We start from the raw sequence: 14,830 nt of genomic DNA on the forward strand, positions 1-14,830 counted from the left end.
TTGTTGAGGCACCGTTGCTTGCTCCTTCGTCGCCTACGCAACGGCGCCTCAACGACGGGACGGCCGCGAACGGCAGGCTGCGCCTGCCTGCCCCTCCTCGAGGTCGGGGCGTGCGGGGTTGCGTTGGCGGGGAAAACGAGGGAACGAAGGGCCCGGGTTGTGCCGGGTGCGGGGAACAAGGGGCCCGGGTTGTCCCGGGTGTGGGGTCTCGGGACGTAGACTGATGGCCGTGCACAAGGTGTTTCGAGTATCCGGCGGTGTCGCGCAGTGAGTTCCTTCCTGCGGTATACCGACGACACCGGTAAGCAGCATGAACTGGCCCTGGAGGCCGGGCAGCAGCGTGTCACCATCGGGCGCAATGTGCAGGCCGACCTGGTGCTCGCGTGGGACGCCGAGGTTTCCCGGCTGCACGCCGCGGTCGAACATCTCGGTGCGCACTGGACCATCATCGACGACGGACTGTCGCGCAACGGCACCTTCGTCAACGGCGAGCGGCTGGTCGGGCGGCGTCGGCTGAGTCCCGGCGACCGGATTCGGGTCGGGACCACGCTCGTGCATTTCTTCGATTTCGGCGGTGTGGTGGATGACGCGACGCATACCGCGTCCGGGTCCATCCCCACGATGCGCTCACTGACCGAGACCCAGCGCGCGGTGCTGGTCGCGCTGTGCCGTCCGTACAAACACGGCACCGGATTCGCGACGCCCGCGTCGAACCAGCAGATCGCCGAGGAATTGTTCCTCTCGATCGATGCCATCAAAACCCACCTGCGCGCCTTGTTCGCGAAGTTCGGGGTGGAGAATCTGCCGCAGAACCAGAAGCGCACCCGATTGGCCGCGCTGGCGATGCAGAGCGGCCTGATCTCCGACCACGATCTGTGAGTGCGACGTTCGCGTAGGTCGGTGAGCGTCTGAACTATGTCGCGGATCCGGTCTGGGCGGTTGACTTACTCGTATCACCGGAGCGCGAGATCGAAGCTCCGGACCACGAGTCAGGAGACATCACATGTTCGCAGTTCGGATGGCCACCATGGTGCTGGCCCTGCTCAGTACCGGACTCATCGCCGGCGTGTTCTACGCCTACGCGATCTCGGTGATGCCGGCGCTGGCCCGCACCGATGACCGCACGCTGATCGACGTGATGCAGAAGATCAACGTCGTGATCATCAACCCCTGGTTCATGTTCGGCTTCATGGGCACGGTCGGTTTCACGGCGCTGGCGGCCGCGCTGCACCTCGGTAGGGAACAGCGTTCGACACTGATCTGGATCGGAATCGCGTTGGCGCTCAACGTGATCGCGTTCGCGGTTACCGCCGGCTTGAACGTGCCGCTCAACGACGCGCTCGCCGCGGCGGGTGATCCGGCGTCGATCGCCGACACCGCCGCCGTCCGTGCGGATTTCGAGGCGACCTGGGTTCGCTGGAATATCGTCCGCGCGGTGCTGCACAGTGCCGCGTTCCTGGTGCTGTGCGGCGCGCTGTTCGCCGCGGGCGTGCAGCAGGGTAAGTCCAGTTCGGCCACCGACGTGGCCGCGGCACCGGTGTCGATGGTTTACGGCCGGTAGTGCCACGCGATCACTAGAACGTGTTCCATGATGAGTGGAACACGTTCTAGTGAGGAGTCGTTCATGCGACGTTGTTCGCTTCTGGTGCTGGCCGCGGCCCTGTTCGCCTGCCTGCCCGCCACCGCGTCGGCCCAGCCCCTTCCCGTCGACTACAACTTCTTCGCGGGCATTGCGCCGGAGCTCACCAACCCGGGCGGCTCGCTACCCGGCGCGAACGATCCGGGCTGCGTCCCCTCGCCCGAGCATCCCGACCCGGTGGTCCTGCTGCACGGCACCGGCGGCGGAGGGCAGACGAACTGGGGTGTATATGCCCCCCTGCTGGCCAACGAGGGCTACTGCGTCTTTTCCCTCACCTACGGCGCCTACGCCCTTCCCTGGCCCGTCTCGGCGATCGGCGGCATGCGTCCGATCGAGCAGAGCGCCGCCGAGGTCTCGGCCTTCGTCGACAGCGTGCTGGCCCGCACCGGCGCCGAGCGCGTCGACCTGATCGCCCATTCGCAGGGCAATATCGTCGGCAACTACTACCTCAAGCGGTTGGGCGGCGCAGACAAGGTCGGCAAGCTGGTCGGGATCGCGCCGCCGTGGCTCGGTACCAACGCGTTCGGCGCGGCCGACATCGCCCGCTTCAGCCGGGCGCTCGGCGCTGGTCCCGCCTTCGACGCGGTCAGCTCGTCGCTGTGTCAGGCCTGCGGGCAGATGTTCACCGGCTCGCCCTTCATGACCGCGCTCAATGCCGACGGTGTGTACGACGCACGGGTCACCTACACCAATATCGTCTCCGCCTTCGACGAACTGGTCGTTCCGCATACATCGGGCCTGGTCCCCGGCCCGAACGCCACCTCGATCGTGGTGCAGGACGGGTGCGCGCAGGACTACTCCGAACACCTGGCCATCGCGGGCAGCCCGCGCGCGGCAGGCCATGTCCTCAATGCCCTCGATCCCGCCCGGCAGGCCCCGGTCGCGTGCGAATTCGTCCCACCCTTCACCGGTTGAGCCGCGCGGCGCGATTTCGCTGTAGGCAAAACTGAGGTGGAAACGAATGCTGCGACGTGCGCGTTGTCAGTGAGTGACCATGTTGTCGCCGGTCCCCAATAGGGTGGACCGGCGGCGGCGGAATCCCCTGCCAACTAGAGTGGATGGCGGGGGCCGCAACCCCCGGGCTTCATGGCAGGCTGACGGCGAAAGTTGTCGGTCCGACGCCCTAGGTTGTATCGAGCATACTGCGGCGTCTGTTGCCAGAATGTCGGAGCAGGAGAGTGAGGGAGCGATGTTCGAGAGGTTCACCGACCGCGCGAGGCGTGTCGTTGTCCTGGCCCAAGAAGAGGCCCGGATGCTCAACCACAACTACATCGGCACCGAGCACATCCTGCTTGGGTTGATCCACGAGGGCGAGGGCGTGGCGGCGAAGTCGCTGGAGTCCCTTGGCATCTCGCTGGAGGGTGTGCGCAGCCAGGTCGAGGAGATCATCGGGCAGGGCCAGCAGGCGCCGTCCGGTCACATCCCCTTCACCCCGCGTGCCAAGAAGGTGCTGGAGCTGAGCCTGCGCGAAGCGCTGCAGCTCGGCCACAACTACATCGGTACCGAGCACATCCTGCTCGGCCTCATCCGCGAGGGCGAGGGCGTCGCGGCCCAGGTGCTGGTCAAGCTCGGCGCCGACCTCAACCGTGTCCGTCAGCAGGTCATCCAGCTGCTGTCCGGGTACCAGGGCAAGGAGCCCGTCGAGGGCGCCGGTCCGCGCGGCGAGGCGGGCACCCCGTCCACGTCGCTGGTGCTCGACCAGTTCGGTCGCAACCTCACTCAGGCGGCCCTGGAAGGCAAGCTCGATCCCGTCATCGGGCGCTCGAAGGAAATCGAGCGCGTGATGCAGGTGCTCTCGCGCCGCACCAAGAACAACCCGGTGCTGATCGGCGAGCCCGGTGTCGGTAAGACCGCGGTCGTCGAGGGCCTGGCGCAGGCCATCGTCAACGGCGAGGTCCCCGAGACCCTCAAGGACAAGCAGCTCTACACCCTCGACCTGGGCTCCCTGGTCGCGGGCAGCCGCTACCGCGGTGACTTCGAAGAGCGCCTCAAGAAGGTGCTCAAGGAGATCAACACCCGCGGCGACATCATCCTGTTCATCGACGAGCTGCACACGCTCGTCGGCGCGGGTGCTGCCGAAGGCGCCATCGACGCGGCCTCGATCCTGAAGCCGAAGCTGGCCCGTGGCGAGCTGCAGACCATCGGTGCCACCACCCTCGACGAGTACCGCAAGTACATCGAGAAGGACGCCGCGCTGGAACGCCGTTTCCAGCCGGTGCAGGTGGGCGAGCCGACCGTCGAGCACACCATCAACATCCTCAAGGGTCTGCGCGACCGCTATGAGGCGCACCACCGGGTCTCCATCACCGACAGCGCGCTCGTCGCCGCCGCCACCCTGGCCGACCGCTACATCAACGACCGGTTCCTGCCGGACAAGGCGATCGACCTGATCGACGAAGCGGGCGCGCGCATGCGCATCCGCCGGATGACCGCTCCGCCGGACCTGCGCGACTTCGACGACAAGATCGCCGATGCGCGCCGGGAGAAGGAAAGCGCTATCGACGCGCAGGACTTCGAGAAGGCCGCGCGTCTGCGCGACAAGGAGAAGCAGCTCGTCGCCAAGCGTGCCGAGCGCGAGAAGCAGTGGCGTTCCGGTGATCTGGACGTCGTGGCCGAGGTCGACGACGAGCAGATCGCGGAGGTGCTGGCCAACTGGACCGGCATCCCCGTCTTCAAGCTCACCGAGGAGGAGACCACCCGTCTGCTCCGGATGGAAGACGAGCTGCACAAGCGGATCATCGGCCAGGAGGATGCCGTCAAGGCCGTCTCCAAGGCGATCCGCCGCACTCGCGCCGGTCTGAAGGACCCCAAGCGTCCGTCGGGCTCGTTCATCTTCGCCGGCCCCTCGGGTGTCGGTAAGACCGAGCTCGCCAAGTCGCTGGCGAACTTCCTGTTCGGCGACGACGACGCGCTCATCCAGATCGACATGGGCGAATTCCACGACCGCTTCACCGCTTCTCGTCTGTTCGGTGCCCCTCCCGGGTACGTGGGCTACGAGGAGGGCGGCCAGCTCACCGAGAAGGTGCGCCGCAAGCCGTTCTCGGTGGTGCTGTTCGACGAGATCGAGAAGGCGCACCAGGAGATCTACAACACCCTCCTGCAGGTGCTCGAGGACGGCCGTCTCACCGACGGTCAGGGTCGTACGGTCGACTTCAAGAACACCGTGCTGATCTTCACCTCGAACCTGGGCACCTCCGACATCTCCAAGGCTGTCGGCCTCGGCTTCACCCAGTCCAACGCCGAGGGCTCGAACTACGAGCGGATGAAGCTCAAGGTCAACGACGAGCTGAAGAAGCACTTCCGCCCCGAGTTCCTCAACCGCATCGACGACGTGATCGTCTTCCACCAGCTCACGAGCGAACAGATCGTGATGATGGTGGACCTGATGATCGCCCGCGTCTCGGTGCAGCTGAAGAACAAGGACATGGCGATGGAGCTGACCGAACAGGCCAAGAGCCTGCTCGCCAAGCGCGGCTTCGATCCGGTCCTCGGCGCTCGTCCGCTGCGTCGCACGATCCAGCGCGAGATCGAGGACCAGCTCTCGGAGAAGATCCTCTTCGGCGAGATCGGCGCGGGCCAGACCATTCTGGTCGACGTCGAAGGCTGGAACGGCGAGGGTCTCGGCGAGGACGCCAAGTTCACCTTCGAAGGCAAGACGAAGCTGACCAAGGGCTCCGCGACCGACGACAAGCCCGAGGTGGTTCTCACCGGCGCAGCCGAGGGCACCGCGCCCGAGGCCGCCGCCTCCGGCGAGTAAGTAGTAACCAGCTGAACCGAAAGCCCGCCCTCTGTATCAGAGGGCGGGCTTTTCGCGTCGCGGATCAGCAGCGCATCGTCTACTGACGTGCGCGTTCGAGAACCGGGGCGAAGGCGGTGGCCAGCTCGCCCGGGACGATCAGCTCGTCGATTCCGTAACGCTCGCTGCGGGACTCGAGGATTTTCACCGCGGCCTGTGGATCGCTGGGGAGAAGTCCGGCAGCCCCCGCGGCGCGGAGTTTTTCGGGGGTGTGGCCGAGGCGGGTGCTCAGCCAGCTGGGGAGCCGGTCGCCGATGCCGACCAGTTGGAGGGTGAATCGGATCTCGCGGTCGGTGTGGGCGGTGACGATGCCGACCATCTCGGCGAGGTCGTCTTCGGTCGCGTCCGGTGCCGCCGCCAGCAGAATGCGGTCGGCGTATCGCGCCGCGGTGGTGAGCATTCGAGGCCCGCTCGCCGCGATGACCACCGGTGGTGACGGGTCCACCTGGGCGCGCACCGAGGTGATGGTGTCGATCAGCTGGTTTCGTCGTTCACCCGCCGAACCCCATGGCATGCCGAGCCTTTCGGCCTCCGTTCGCGCGTCCGGTCGGCCGGTGCCGATCCCGAGTTCGAATCGGCCGTCCGAAAGCAGTTGCAGTGCCGCCGTTTCCCGAACAGTCGTCGCGGCGGAGCGGAAGGGCGCGGCCAGGACATTGGGCCGCAATCGCAGGTTCTCCGTCACGGCGGCGGCTGCTGCCAGGGCGATGAGCGGGGACGGCGTGTACAGCGTGTCCGGCAGCATCAGCGTGCGGTACCCCTGCGCCTGCGCCCCGGTCACCGCCTGTGTCCACTCCGCCCCGGACCGCGGCATGAGCACGATTCCGAATCGCATCGCTACTTCTTCCCGCGCGGTTCGCTCAATACCGCGAGCCTGCCGCGGTATTCGGCCTCGGTGATCTCGCCGCGAGCGAAACCTTCGCGCAGCGCGCCCACCGCGCCACCGCGTCCCGCGCACCGGCGGCGTGCGAAGAACACCAGTGCGATCACGGTGATCCAGAAGATCACCGGGAAGATCCAGAAGAACGGCCATGGATGCCACCCTCCGTCGTAGTGGTCGGCCAGCAGGGTCAGCGTCGTCGCGCTGTCGACAATGTTCATGTCTCAACCCTGCTCGCCCGAACGACCGACGACATCGGCCGCGAGACCCGATCCGGCGTACGTCACCGCGCGTACAACCCGTCGACCGGTACCGTGCAGTGCATCGGAGTTCCATCAGGAGGGGTGCACGTGACGCAGACCGATGGTGCGCACAGCCTCGACGATGTGCTGGCCGGTGTGCAGTGGCGCTTCGCCGGGCGCGACGAGTTCGCACTCACGGCGGGCCAGTGGGAGTTCATGACCGAGCCGAGCGCGCTGGTGGTGCTGGACGGGCTGGTCCGGGTCGAAGGGCTCAGCACGGCAGAAGACCTGGCGAGCGGGGATTTTCTGTTCGTGCCCGGCACCGAACGATTCGCGATCAACGCGCTGTCGGACGGCCGGGTGCTCCGGGTGCGCCTGGAACCCGTCGGGACCGGCAGTGCCATGACCGCGCTGCCACAACGGCTGCTGCTGACCGGTTTCGTCGACCACACGCCTTTGGCCGCGACCATGTTTCGTCACCTGGTCCAACAGTGCCCTGACCCGTTCGGCGTCCAGGGCGACCGGGTGGCCACCTTGCTCACTTCGATGGCGATCGAGTCCTGGCATGCCCGTGGTTGCGCGCCACCACGGTGGCTGCTGAAGGTGAACGAGCCCGGGGTGGCGCAGGCCGTGGCCGCGATGCATGCCGACCCGGGGCAGGAGTGGACAGTTGAAGGGCTGGCAAAGATCGCGCTGGCCTCGCGGTCCGGGTTCGCCGCCCGGTTTCAGGCGGCGACCGGCCTCACGCCGGGCCGGTACCTGACGAAACTGCGGATCGAGCGGGCGCAACTGCTGTTGGTCGACCACGCGGTGCCGGTCGGCACGGTGGCCCGCCGGCTCGGCTATCGCTCGGAGACGGCGTTCGGGCGGGCGTTCCGGCGGCAGACGGGCCGCACGCCGTCGCAGTGGCGGCGGGCGGCCCGGGCATCGACTGAGGTCAGTGCGCCGCTCGGGTGAGTGAGTGCCGGATCAGGACCCCGCCGAGGACCGCAGCGACGGCACCGAGCGCGTAGGTCGGGGCCAGGCCGACGCTGTCCACGCCGCGGCCGCCGATCGCCGAGCCGAGGATGATCGCCAGCTGGAAACCGGCGACGATCAGTCCGCTGCCCGCTTCCATGCGATCGGGCAGCACCCGCGATACCCACACCTGCACGAGATTGAGAATGCCGCCGAACGCGGCGCCCCACACCACCACGGCCAGGTAGGCGAGTGGGGCGAACGCCGCGGAGGCGATGATCGCGAGCAGTGACAGGCCGACGGCTGCAGGCACCGCCACCAGCAGGGCGCCGAGGTGGCGGTCGGCGAGTGCGCCGAGGACGAAGTTGCCGAGCAGACCACCGACGCCGAACAGGGCGAGCAGCACCGGGATCACCGGCGGGCCCGCACCGAGCAGTTCGGCCAGGGCCGGGCGGATATAGGTGTATCCGGCGAAGTGCCCGCCGACGACGGCGACCATGCTGACCAGCCCGAGCGTCACGCCCGGGGACCGCAGGGCGTTGCCGAGTGCGGCGAACCCGATGCCCGTGCTCGGCGCGATCGGCGGCAGCATCAGCCGCACCGCGACGGCGGTGGCGGCGGTCAGCGCGGCCACGATCAGGAAGGTCGTCCGCCACCCGGCGTAGGTGCTCAGCAGCACGCCGAGCGGCACTCCGGCCACCGTCGCGACCGTGGTTCCCGCGTTCACGATCATCATCGCCTTGCCGAGCCGTTCGGCCGGGACGAGCTTCGCGGCGATCACCAGCGCCATCGACCAGTAGCCGCCGACAGCCAGGCCGAGCAGCAGTCGCGCGATCAGCAACAACACGATGTTCGGCGCGAGGGCGACCACCACGTTCGATACCGCCGCGCCGACGGTCAGCCAGATCAGCAGGGTGCGCCGATCCAGGCGGGGGAACAGCGCGCCCGATCCGAGCGCGGCCACCAGCGCGGTCAGCGCCGTCGCGCTCACCGACAGTCCGACAACCCCTTCGGGTACTCCGAGATCATTCGCGAGTGCGGTGAGCACGCCCGGCGGCAGGAACTCCGCGGTCACCAGCGTGAAGCTGCCGAGGAACATGGTGAGCAGGGCGGGCCACGTGGCGCGGCGCGAAACTTCCGATGCCGCAGGGCTCGTCGTCAATGTCTTGATCATGCCTGATGCAACAGCCGGAATATCCCCGTCACGCGACCCAAACGCCACGGCGATCGACCTGAACGCCAACGTTGCGCTGCTACTGCGCCACCGGATCGGCCGCGTGATCGGCGGATCTAGGCAATGACCTCGGGCAGGCTACGCGAATTGGCCCATCGCCGCGGAATTCGTCGCGGCCGCGTGCGTGAAGAACGCCTGGAGATCCTCGTAGGCCTCGCGCAGGTAGTCGAGTGCTTCGTCGCCGTCCCAGATGTCCGGGCCCGCGCCCTCTTCGTCCATCAACTCCGGGGAGAAATGCTCGGCCAGTCGGTCGAAGGGAGTGGCGGAGAGGACCCGTGCCGCCGCGGACACTTCGGTTGCCGACCACACACGCAGGCAGTCCTGGCGGGTGCTCGGCTCATCGCCGCCGAGTAGGTCGAAATCGACTGCTGCGGCGGAGAACAGGCAGCGCAGGCCGTCCCAGGCCTGGTCGAGGTCGCCGGACGGTTCGTCCGCGGATCGAGGCGTTTCGATGAGGTCCCACGCGGCGTCCGGCTCGGCAGTGACCCGGATGGCATCGGAGGGAGTGATACGGGTGAAGACGAAAATGATGCTCACGGAAAGGAGGCGCCTTTCAGGCGGAGTAGTCGGACCGTGGTGAAGGTAGGAATCGCGCCTTGGCGATACCTTGGGGTCTTCTTTTCGCCGGTCAGACGGTCCTGTTTCGCGGCGTACGGTGGGAATTGGTTATCCGACCGACACGGGGGTGTTCGCACACATGACTGATTCCGACCGCACGCTGATCGCCGTTCTGCTCGACCGTTCGGGGTCGATGCAGACGATCAAGGCCGATACCGAAGGTGGGTTGGCCGCCTATTTCGAACAGCAGCGCAGTGTGCCGAAGACGATCGAGGTCACGCTCGCGCAGTTCGACACCACCTATGACGTGGTCTACGCGAATGTGCCGCTGGCTCAGGTGCCTGCGCCGAGCTTGCAGCCGCGTGGCGGAACCGCGCTCTACGACGCGCTCGGCAAGCTCGTCACCAGCGTGGGCAGCGAGCTGGCCGAGCGCCCCGAACACGAGCGTCCCGGCACCGTGATCGTCGTCGTTCTCACCGACGGCCACGAGAATTCCAGCCGCGAATGGACCCACGCCGCCGTGAAGTCTCTCATCACCCAGCAGCAAGACGTGTACAACTGGACCTTCGTCTTCCTCGGCGCCAACATGGACGCCGTCGAAGTAGGCTCCAACCTCGGCTTCGACCCCGGCTCGGCCATCACCTACGCCCCGGTCGCCGGCGGCGTCCGAGGCGCCTTCGACGCCCTCTCCGCCTACTCCGCCCGAGCCCAAGCCGCCCCCGCGGGCGCCGCCCGCCGCGCCCGCTTCTCCGACTCCGAACGCCGACAAGCCGACCAGGGCGAGTAGTCCTACGCCGCGTCGACCTTCTCGAACCGAGCGACGAACCGAACCTCGAGCGCATACGCCAAACGTTCGAGCATGCCGATTGTCGGTGTCCCGCCCCCGGATTCGATCCGTGAGACCTCGGGCTGACGCAGCCCGGCCCGTTCGGCCAGCTGTGTCTGTGTCAGCCCGAGTTCGAGCCGCCGTTCGCGAATGGCTTCGGCCAGCTCGATCGCGAGAATCGCCTCGGCCCGCCCGGCCTCGTACTCGCCCGCGTCGAACCCGGGGCTGCTCATCCGTTCACGGCGCAGGTCGTCCATCGATGGGTGCTCAGTCATGATCGGTTACCTCCTGTCGAAATCTGTGTGGGCACAACCATGTTCCGATTCGCATACCTTGCGTAGTGCCTTGGCTCGCGCCACCTCGTCGGTCTCCGCATGCGAGTCTTGCGGAAAACTGTCAGCAGCACGATGCGACGACCCGGAGCGAGCCAGTAGGTGATTCGCATTTCTCGCGGGTGAAGGTGAAAGCGGAGTTCACGTACCCCATCGCCAAGATTGCGCGACCACGGTTCGGTCAGGGTGGTCGCACGCTCGGCAAGCATGCCCACATACACGTCTACCTGGCCGTACTCGCGTGTAGTCAGTGAGCGCAGCCATCGGGCTACCTCGGGTTCGAGTTCCACCAGGTACAGGTGCATAGGATTGATCCTATATAAGATCAATCCTATATAGCAATGGTGGCGCTACTGCCAGCCTGGGCGGACCAGGCCTGATTCGTAGGCGAGGACTACGAGTTGGGTGCGGTCTCGGGCGGCTAGTTTGGTGAGGATTCGGCTGACGTGGGTGCGGGCGGTGGCGGGGGACATGTAGAGGCGGGCGCCGATTTCGGCGTTGGTGAGGCCTTCGGCCACCAGGGTCATCACCTCGCGTTCGCGGTCGGTGAGTTCGGCGAAGGCGGCGGGGGGTGGTTGTTTGGCGTGGGTGGAGAATTCGGCGAGGAGGCGGCGGGTGACGCCGGGGGACAGGAGCGCGTCGCCCGCTGCGACGACGCGGACAGCGCGGAGCAGGTCGGCGGGCTCGGTGTGTTTGACCAGGAAGCCCGCGGCGCCCGCGCGGATCGCCTCGAAGACGTATTCGTCGAGTTCGAAGGTAGTGAGGACGACGACGCGGACCGCCGCGAGCTGGGGGTCGTCGGCGATCATGCGGGTGGCGGCGAGGCCGTCGAGGATCGGCATGCGGATGTCCATCAGCACCACGTCGGGGACGAGGGCTCGGGTCATCCGGACGGCTTGCTCGCCGTTTTCGGCCTCGCCGATGACTTCGATGTCGTCCTGGGCGTCCAGCAGCGCGACGAAACCGCCGCGCACCAGCGCTTGATCGTCGGCGACGAGAAGCCGAATCTTGGTGGGCCCCGCACCGGTCGGCGGCAGTTCGGTCATGCGCCCGCCTGCCTGCCCGGTGAATCCGACGATCGCGCGGACGCGGTCGAAGTCGCTGGTCGAGCGGGCAATCGGGCCGCCACCCGGAACCCGCCGGACGGTCGCGGCCCCGCGGTGAGCGCCCCGCCGAGCGCGTGCGCCCGCTCGCGCATCCCGATGATCCCGTTGCCGCCGATGCCGGTTCGGACAGCGGTTCCGGTCGGCCGGGTGTTGTCGACGGTGATGTCGACCGATTCCGGGGTGTATCGCAGGGTGATCAGAGCTGTCGCGCCGGGCGCGTGGCGCACCACGTTGGTCAGCGATTCCTGCACGATTCTGGCCGCGGCCACATCGATCACGCTCGGCAGCTTCTTCGGCGTACCGATGATCTTGGTATCGACGTCGAGTCCGGTCGCGCGGGTGCGCTCGAGCAGGGTGTCGAGGTCGTCGAGGGTCGGTGCAGGCGCACGCGGCGCGGGACGCGGCGGAGGGGGTGAATCATCGACGACGGGAGCATGTTCCGGGTACTCCGGCACCACCGCCGCGCCGCTGCGAATCGCGTGCAGCAGCGTGTGTACCTCGGTCAGTGCCTCTTTCGAGGTCGTCTTGATGGTCGCCAGCGCCGCGGCCGCCTGCTGCGGCTTGCGGTCGAACAACTCCAGCGCCACCGACGACTGCACGTTGATCAGCGAAAGACTGTGTGCCAGTACATCGTGCAGTTCCCGCGCGATCGCCAACCGCTCCTCGGAGGCCGCCCTGGCCTGCTGCGCTTGCTCGTCGCGTTGTGCCGCCTCGGCCCGCTGCTCGCGCGCCAGCACCACCGCGCGCCGCTGCCGCACGCCCTCCGCGATCGCGACCAGCACGCCCATCCAGGCCAGCAGGCCGAATATCTGCCACGCGTCGGAGTGCCGCCCGAGCAGGGCGGGTAGCGGCCACACCATCGTCAGATACCCGATCGCGACCACCGGGTAGGTGCGCCATCGCGATCCGGTGACGGCGGCCGAGAGGAACGCGATCACCAGCGACAGGAAGATCGGCCCGTACCCGTAGTCGCGCAGGACATAGGTCACCGTGGCGATCAGCGACACCGCCAGCACCGCTTCGGGCACTGCCCGCCGGAAACCGAGCGCCACCGGCCCGGCGAGCAGCAGCAGATACGCGAACGCGTCCAGCGACCGCACCCCGGTTTGATGCGAATTCGCACCGGAACTACCGGCCAGCTGGATCACCGCGACCACCACTGCCAGGCCCCAGTCCTGAACGACTGAGCCACGCTCCCACTTCGCAGACGCTCCCACGTGCCCAACCCTATTGTGTGCGCCCACCCACCGCGTCGGCCTGCGCACGTATTTCCCGCGGGAAGCCGCGTAGGCCGCGCGGCGTAGCGCCGTGCACGCCGCGCGACGGATGTCCCGGGACCCCTCGAGCGCGGATTCTGATTCCCATGAACGAATCGATCGTGGTCACCACCGAGTTGACCAAACGCTATGGCGAGCACCTCGCGGTGGACGCGGTGAGCATGCGGGTCGCGGCCGGGGAGATCTACGGATTCCTGGGGCCCAACGGCGCGGGCAAAACCACCACGTTGCGCATGCTGGCCGGTCTCATCCGGCCCAGCGCGGGCACCGCGACCGTGCGGGGCCTGTCGCCGGGCGATCCGGCGGTGCTGCGCCGAATCGGCGTCCTCATCGAGGGCCCCGGCTTCTACCCGTACCTCTCCGGCCGCGACAACCTGCGGATATTGGCCCGCTATCGCGGCCACGGCAATGCCGAGGTCGAGAAGGCATTGGAACGCGTCGGCCTGGCCGATCGGGCAGGCGACCGCTTCCGGACCTATTCGCTCGGAATGAAACAGCGTCTCGGCGTCGGCGCGGCCATGCTCGGCGACCCGGACCTGCTCATCCTCGATGAACCGACCAACGGCCTCGACCCGGCGGGCCTGGCCGAAATGCGCACGCTCATCACCGATCTCGCGGCCGACGGACACACTGTGCTGCTGTCGAGCCACCAGCTCGCCGAGGTGCAGGAGATCTGCCACCGCGTCGGGGTGATCTCCGGTGGTCGCCTGCTGGCGGAATCTACGGTGGCCGAATTGCGCGGCACCGCGACACTGCTGGTGCGTGCCGAGCCCGTGGACGTGGCGCTGGACGCCGTCCGCGCCGTCACCGATGCCCCCGCTCGAGCGGGCGCGGACGGCATCAGGGTCGACACGAGCGCCGCGCTGGCCCCCGAGGTGGCGCGAGCCGTCGTGACGGCAGGCGCGGACCTGCTCGAACTGCGGGTGGACGAGAAATCGCTGGAAGAAGTGTTCTTCGAGATGACGGCTGTGGAGGTAGCGAAATGAACGCCATGACACGGGATCTCACCGCGAGTATCCGTGCGGAGGCGCTACGGCTGGGCCGCTGGCCCGCCTTCTGGATCGTCCTCGGTACCTGGATCCTGCTCAACCTGACCTTCGCCTACCTCTTCAACTACCTCGCCTACACCTCGGGCGAGAGCGGTGCGATGTCGGACGGCCTGCCTCGCGATGTCCTGCTCGGCCAACTCATGCCCGCCGCTGTGCCCGAGGTGTTCACGCAGGGCATGTCGATGTTCGGCGGCGCGTTGGTGCTGATCCTCGGCGCTCTCGCGGTGGGCAGCGGATATGGCTGGGGTACGTGGAAAACCGTGTTCACCCAGGGCCCGAGCCGAGCCGCGGCCGTGGGGGGACTGCTGTCGACGCTGCTGGTAGTGGTCCTCGCGCTTGTCCTGGTGGCCTTCGCCGTCGACGTCGGCATCGCCTCCGTGATCGCAGTCGGCGAATCCCAGCCGGTGACGATGCCGTGGCTCGACGACTCACTGATCGGAATCGTCACCGGTACCGCGATTCTCGGCATGTGGATGCTCGCGGGAGCGCTCATCGGCGCCATCGCTCGTGGTCCCGCCCTCGCAGTCGGCCTCGGCCTGGTCTGGGTCCTGGTGGTGGAGAACCTGCTTCGCGGTGTGGCGGGGATCTTCGGCCCGATCGAAGCTGTCACCAACGTGCTCCCCGGTACGGCCGCGGGGTCGCTGGCCGGGGCGATGCGCACCGTGGAGGGGCCGGCCAACCCCGGCGTTCTCGACATCCTCACCCGCGGTGAATCTTTCGCTCTGCTGGCCGGGTATGTGATGGTTTTCGCCGGTGGCACCATCTGGTTGATGACCCGCCGCGATCTCACCTGACGCGCTGCGATCATCGAACCCGGCACCAGGTAGCGGCAGTCCGACACCGACATCCGCGACCAGCGCCGGCGGTGAGGGCCAGCCCGCCGGGGTGGGCGGCGGTTGGCGGGGGATGGCCGAGGCCCGGTGGGGGGAGGCGCCGG

General features: G+C 67.6%; 16 protein-coding genes. 8 read left to right on the top strand and 8 right to left on the bottom strand.

Annotation, left to right across the window (positions count from 1 at the left end):
• Window positions 1-267 precede the first annotated feature (267 nt).
• The 4 genes from ACWFRF_RS34710 to ACWFRF_RS34725 all read left to right on the top strand — a co-directional run bounded on the left by ACWFRF_RS34710 (window position 268) and on the right by ACWFRF_RS34725 (window position 5,396).
• The gene (locus ACWFRF_RS34710) at window positions 268-879 is read left to right on the top strand and encodes an FHA domain-containing protein (RefSeq protein ID WP_101464728.1); all 612 of its coding nucleotides are present in this window, start codon (window positions 268-270) and stop codon (window positions 877-879) included.
• Between the two features lie 124 nt (window positions 880-1,003).
• The gene (locus ACWFRF_RS34715; RefSeq protein WP_452454344.1) at window positions 1,004-1,561 is read left to right on the top strand and encodes an anthrone oxygenase family protein; all 558 of its coding nucleotides are present in this window, start codon (window positions 1,004-1,006) and stop codon (window positions 1,559-1,561) included.
• 63 nt (window positions 1,562-1,624) lie between these two features.
• Entirely contained in the window at window positions 1,625-2,554 is a 930-nt protein-coding gene (locus ACWFRF_RS34720; RefSeq protein ID WP_378990751.1) for a lipase family alpha/beta hydrolase, read from the top strand.
• A 274-nt stretch (window positions 2,555-2,828) separates the two neighbouring features.
• Entirely contained in the window at window positions 2,829-5,396 is a 2,568-nt protein-coding gene (locus ACWFRF_RS34725; RefSeq protein ID WP_379314391.1) for an ATP-dependent Clp protease ATP-binding subunit, read from the top strand.
• Between the two features lie 79 nt (window positions 5,397-5,475).
• Here the strand turns inward: ACWFRF_RS34725 and ACWFRF_RS34730 are convergent, their stop codons facing one another.
• Both ACWFRF_RS34730 and ACWFRF_RS34735 read right to left on the bottom strand, forming a co-directional pair.
• A complete protein-coding gene (locus ACWFRF_RS34730; RefSeq protein WP_379314390.1) occupies window positions 5,476-6,267 on the bottom strand; it encodes an LLM class flavin-dependent oxidoreductase in 792 nt (263 codons plus the stop codon).
• A 2-nt stretch (window positions 6,268-6,269) separates the two neighbouring features.
• The gene (locus tag ACWFRF_RS34735) at window positions 6,270-6,533 is read right to left on the bottom strand and encodes an SHOCT domain-containing protein (RefSeq protein ID WP_378990748.1); all 264 of its coding nucleotides are present in this window, start codon (window positions 6,531-6,533) and stop codon (window positions 6,270-6,272) included.
• Between the two features lie 129 nt (window positions 6,534-6,662).
• On the opposite strand from ACWFRF_RS34735, the gene ACWFRF_RS34740 reads away from it, so the two are divergent.
• The gene (locus tag ACWFRF_RS34740; RefSeq protein ID WP_452454347.1) at window positions 6,663-7,511 is read left to right on the top strand and encodes a helix-turn-helix domain-containing protein; all 849 of its coding nucleotides are present in this window, start codon (window positions 6,663-6,665) and stop codon (window positions 7,509-7,511) included.
• Here the strand turns inward: ACWFRF_RS34740 and ACWFRF_RS34745 are convergent.
• Window positions 7,492-8,673 (bottom strand): MFS transporter, encoded by a 1,182-nt coding sequence (locus ACWFRF_RS34745; protein ID WP_452454349.1) that lies wholly within the window; start codon window positions 8,671-8,673, stop codon window positions 7,492-7,494. The two genes, ACWFRF_RS34740 and ACWFRF_RS34745, sit on opposite strands and share 20 nt — an antisense overlap.
• A 150-nt stretch (window positions 8,674-8,823) precedes the next feature.
• A complete protein-coding gene (locus tag ACWFRF_RS34750) occupies window positions 8,824-9,282 on the bottom strand; it encodes a YfbM family protein (protein ID WP_378990744.1) in 459 nt (152 codons plus the stop codon).
• 160 nt (window positions 9,283-9,442) lie between these two features.
• On the opposite strand from ACWFRF_RS34750, the gene ACWFRF_RS34755 reads away from it, so the two are divergent.
• Window positions 9,443-10,090: a vWA domain-containing protein gene (locus ACWFRF_RS34755; RefSeq protein WP_378990743.1), complete on the top strand. Its 648-nt coding sequence runs from the start codon at window positions 9,443-9,445 to the stop codon at window positions 10,088-10,090.
• Between the two features lie 2 nt (window positions 10,091-10,092).
• Here ACWFRF_RS34755 and ACWFRF_RS34760 read toward each other — a convergent pair whose 3' ends face one another.
• From ACWFRF_RS34760 to ACWFRF_RS34775, 4 genes are read right to left on the bottom strand one after another with little or no spacing between them, the layout of a single operon-like run.
• Window positions 10,093-10,404: a helix-turn-helix domain-containing protein gene (locus ACWFRF_RS34760; RefSeq protein ID WP_378631540.1), complete on the bottom strand. Its 312-nt coding sequence runs from the start codon at window positions 10,402-10,404 to the stop codon at window positions 10,093-10,095.
• Window positions 10,401-10,766 carry a type II toxin-antitoxin system RelE/ParE family toxin gene (locus ACWFRF_RS34765; RefSeq protein WP_452454352.1) on the bottom strand — a complete coding sequence of 122 codons (366 nt, stop codon included), beginning with the start codon at window positions 10,764-10,766 and terminating at the stop codon, window positions 10,401-10,403. Before ACWFRF_RS34765 ends, ACWFRF_RS34760 begins: the two co-directional genes overlap by 4 nt.
• Before the next feature lie 45 nt (window positions 10,767-10,811).
• Window positions 10,812-11,507: a response regulator gene (locus tag ACWFRF_RS34770; RefSeq protein WP_378990742.1), complete on the bottom strand. Its 696-nt coding sequence runs from the start codon at window positions 11,505-11,507 to the stop codon at window positions 10,812-10,814.
• Complete coding sequence (locus ACWFRF_RS34775; RefSeq protein ID WP_387446204.1) at window positions 11,504-12,784, bottom strand: sensor histidine kinase; 1,281 nt, start codon at window positions 12,782-12,784, stop codon at window positions 11,504-11,506. The genes ACWFRF_RS34770 and ACWFRF_RS34775 overlap by 4 nt, the downstream gene beginning before the upstream one ends.
• A 146-nt stretch (window positions 12,785-12,930) precedes the next feature.
• Between ACWFRF_RS34775 and ACWFRF_RS34780 the strand changes: the two genes are divergently transcribed.
• Window positions 12,931-13,830 carry an ABC transporter ATP-binding protein gene (locus ACWFRF_RS34780; protein WP_452454355.1) on the top strand — a complete coding sequence of 300 codons (900 nt, stop codon included), beginning with the start codon at window positions 12,931-12,933 and terminating at the stop codon, window positions 13,828-13,830.
• On the top strand, window positions 13,827-14,687 hold the full coding sequence (locus tag ACWFRF_RS34785; protein WP_452454357.1) for an ABC transporter permease: 861 nt from the start codon (window positions 13,827-13,829) through the stop codon (window positions 14,685-14,687). Before ACWFRF_RS34780 ends, ACWFRF_RS34785 begins: the two co-directional genes overlap by 4 nt.
• Window positions 14,688-14,830: the final 143 nt, after the last annotated feature.

This window comes from Nocardia sp. NPDC055165, assembly GCF_053606985.1.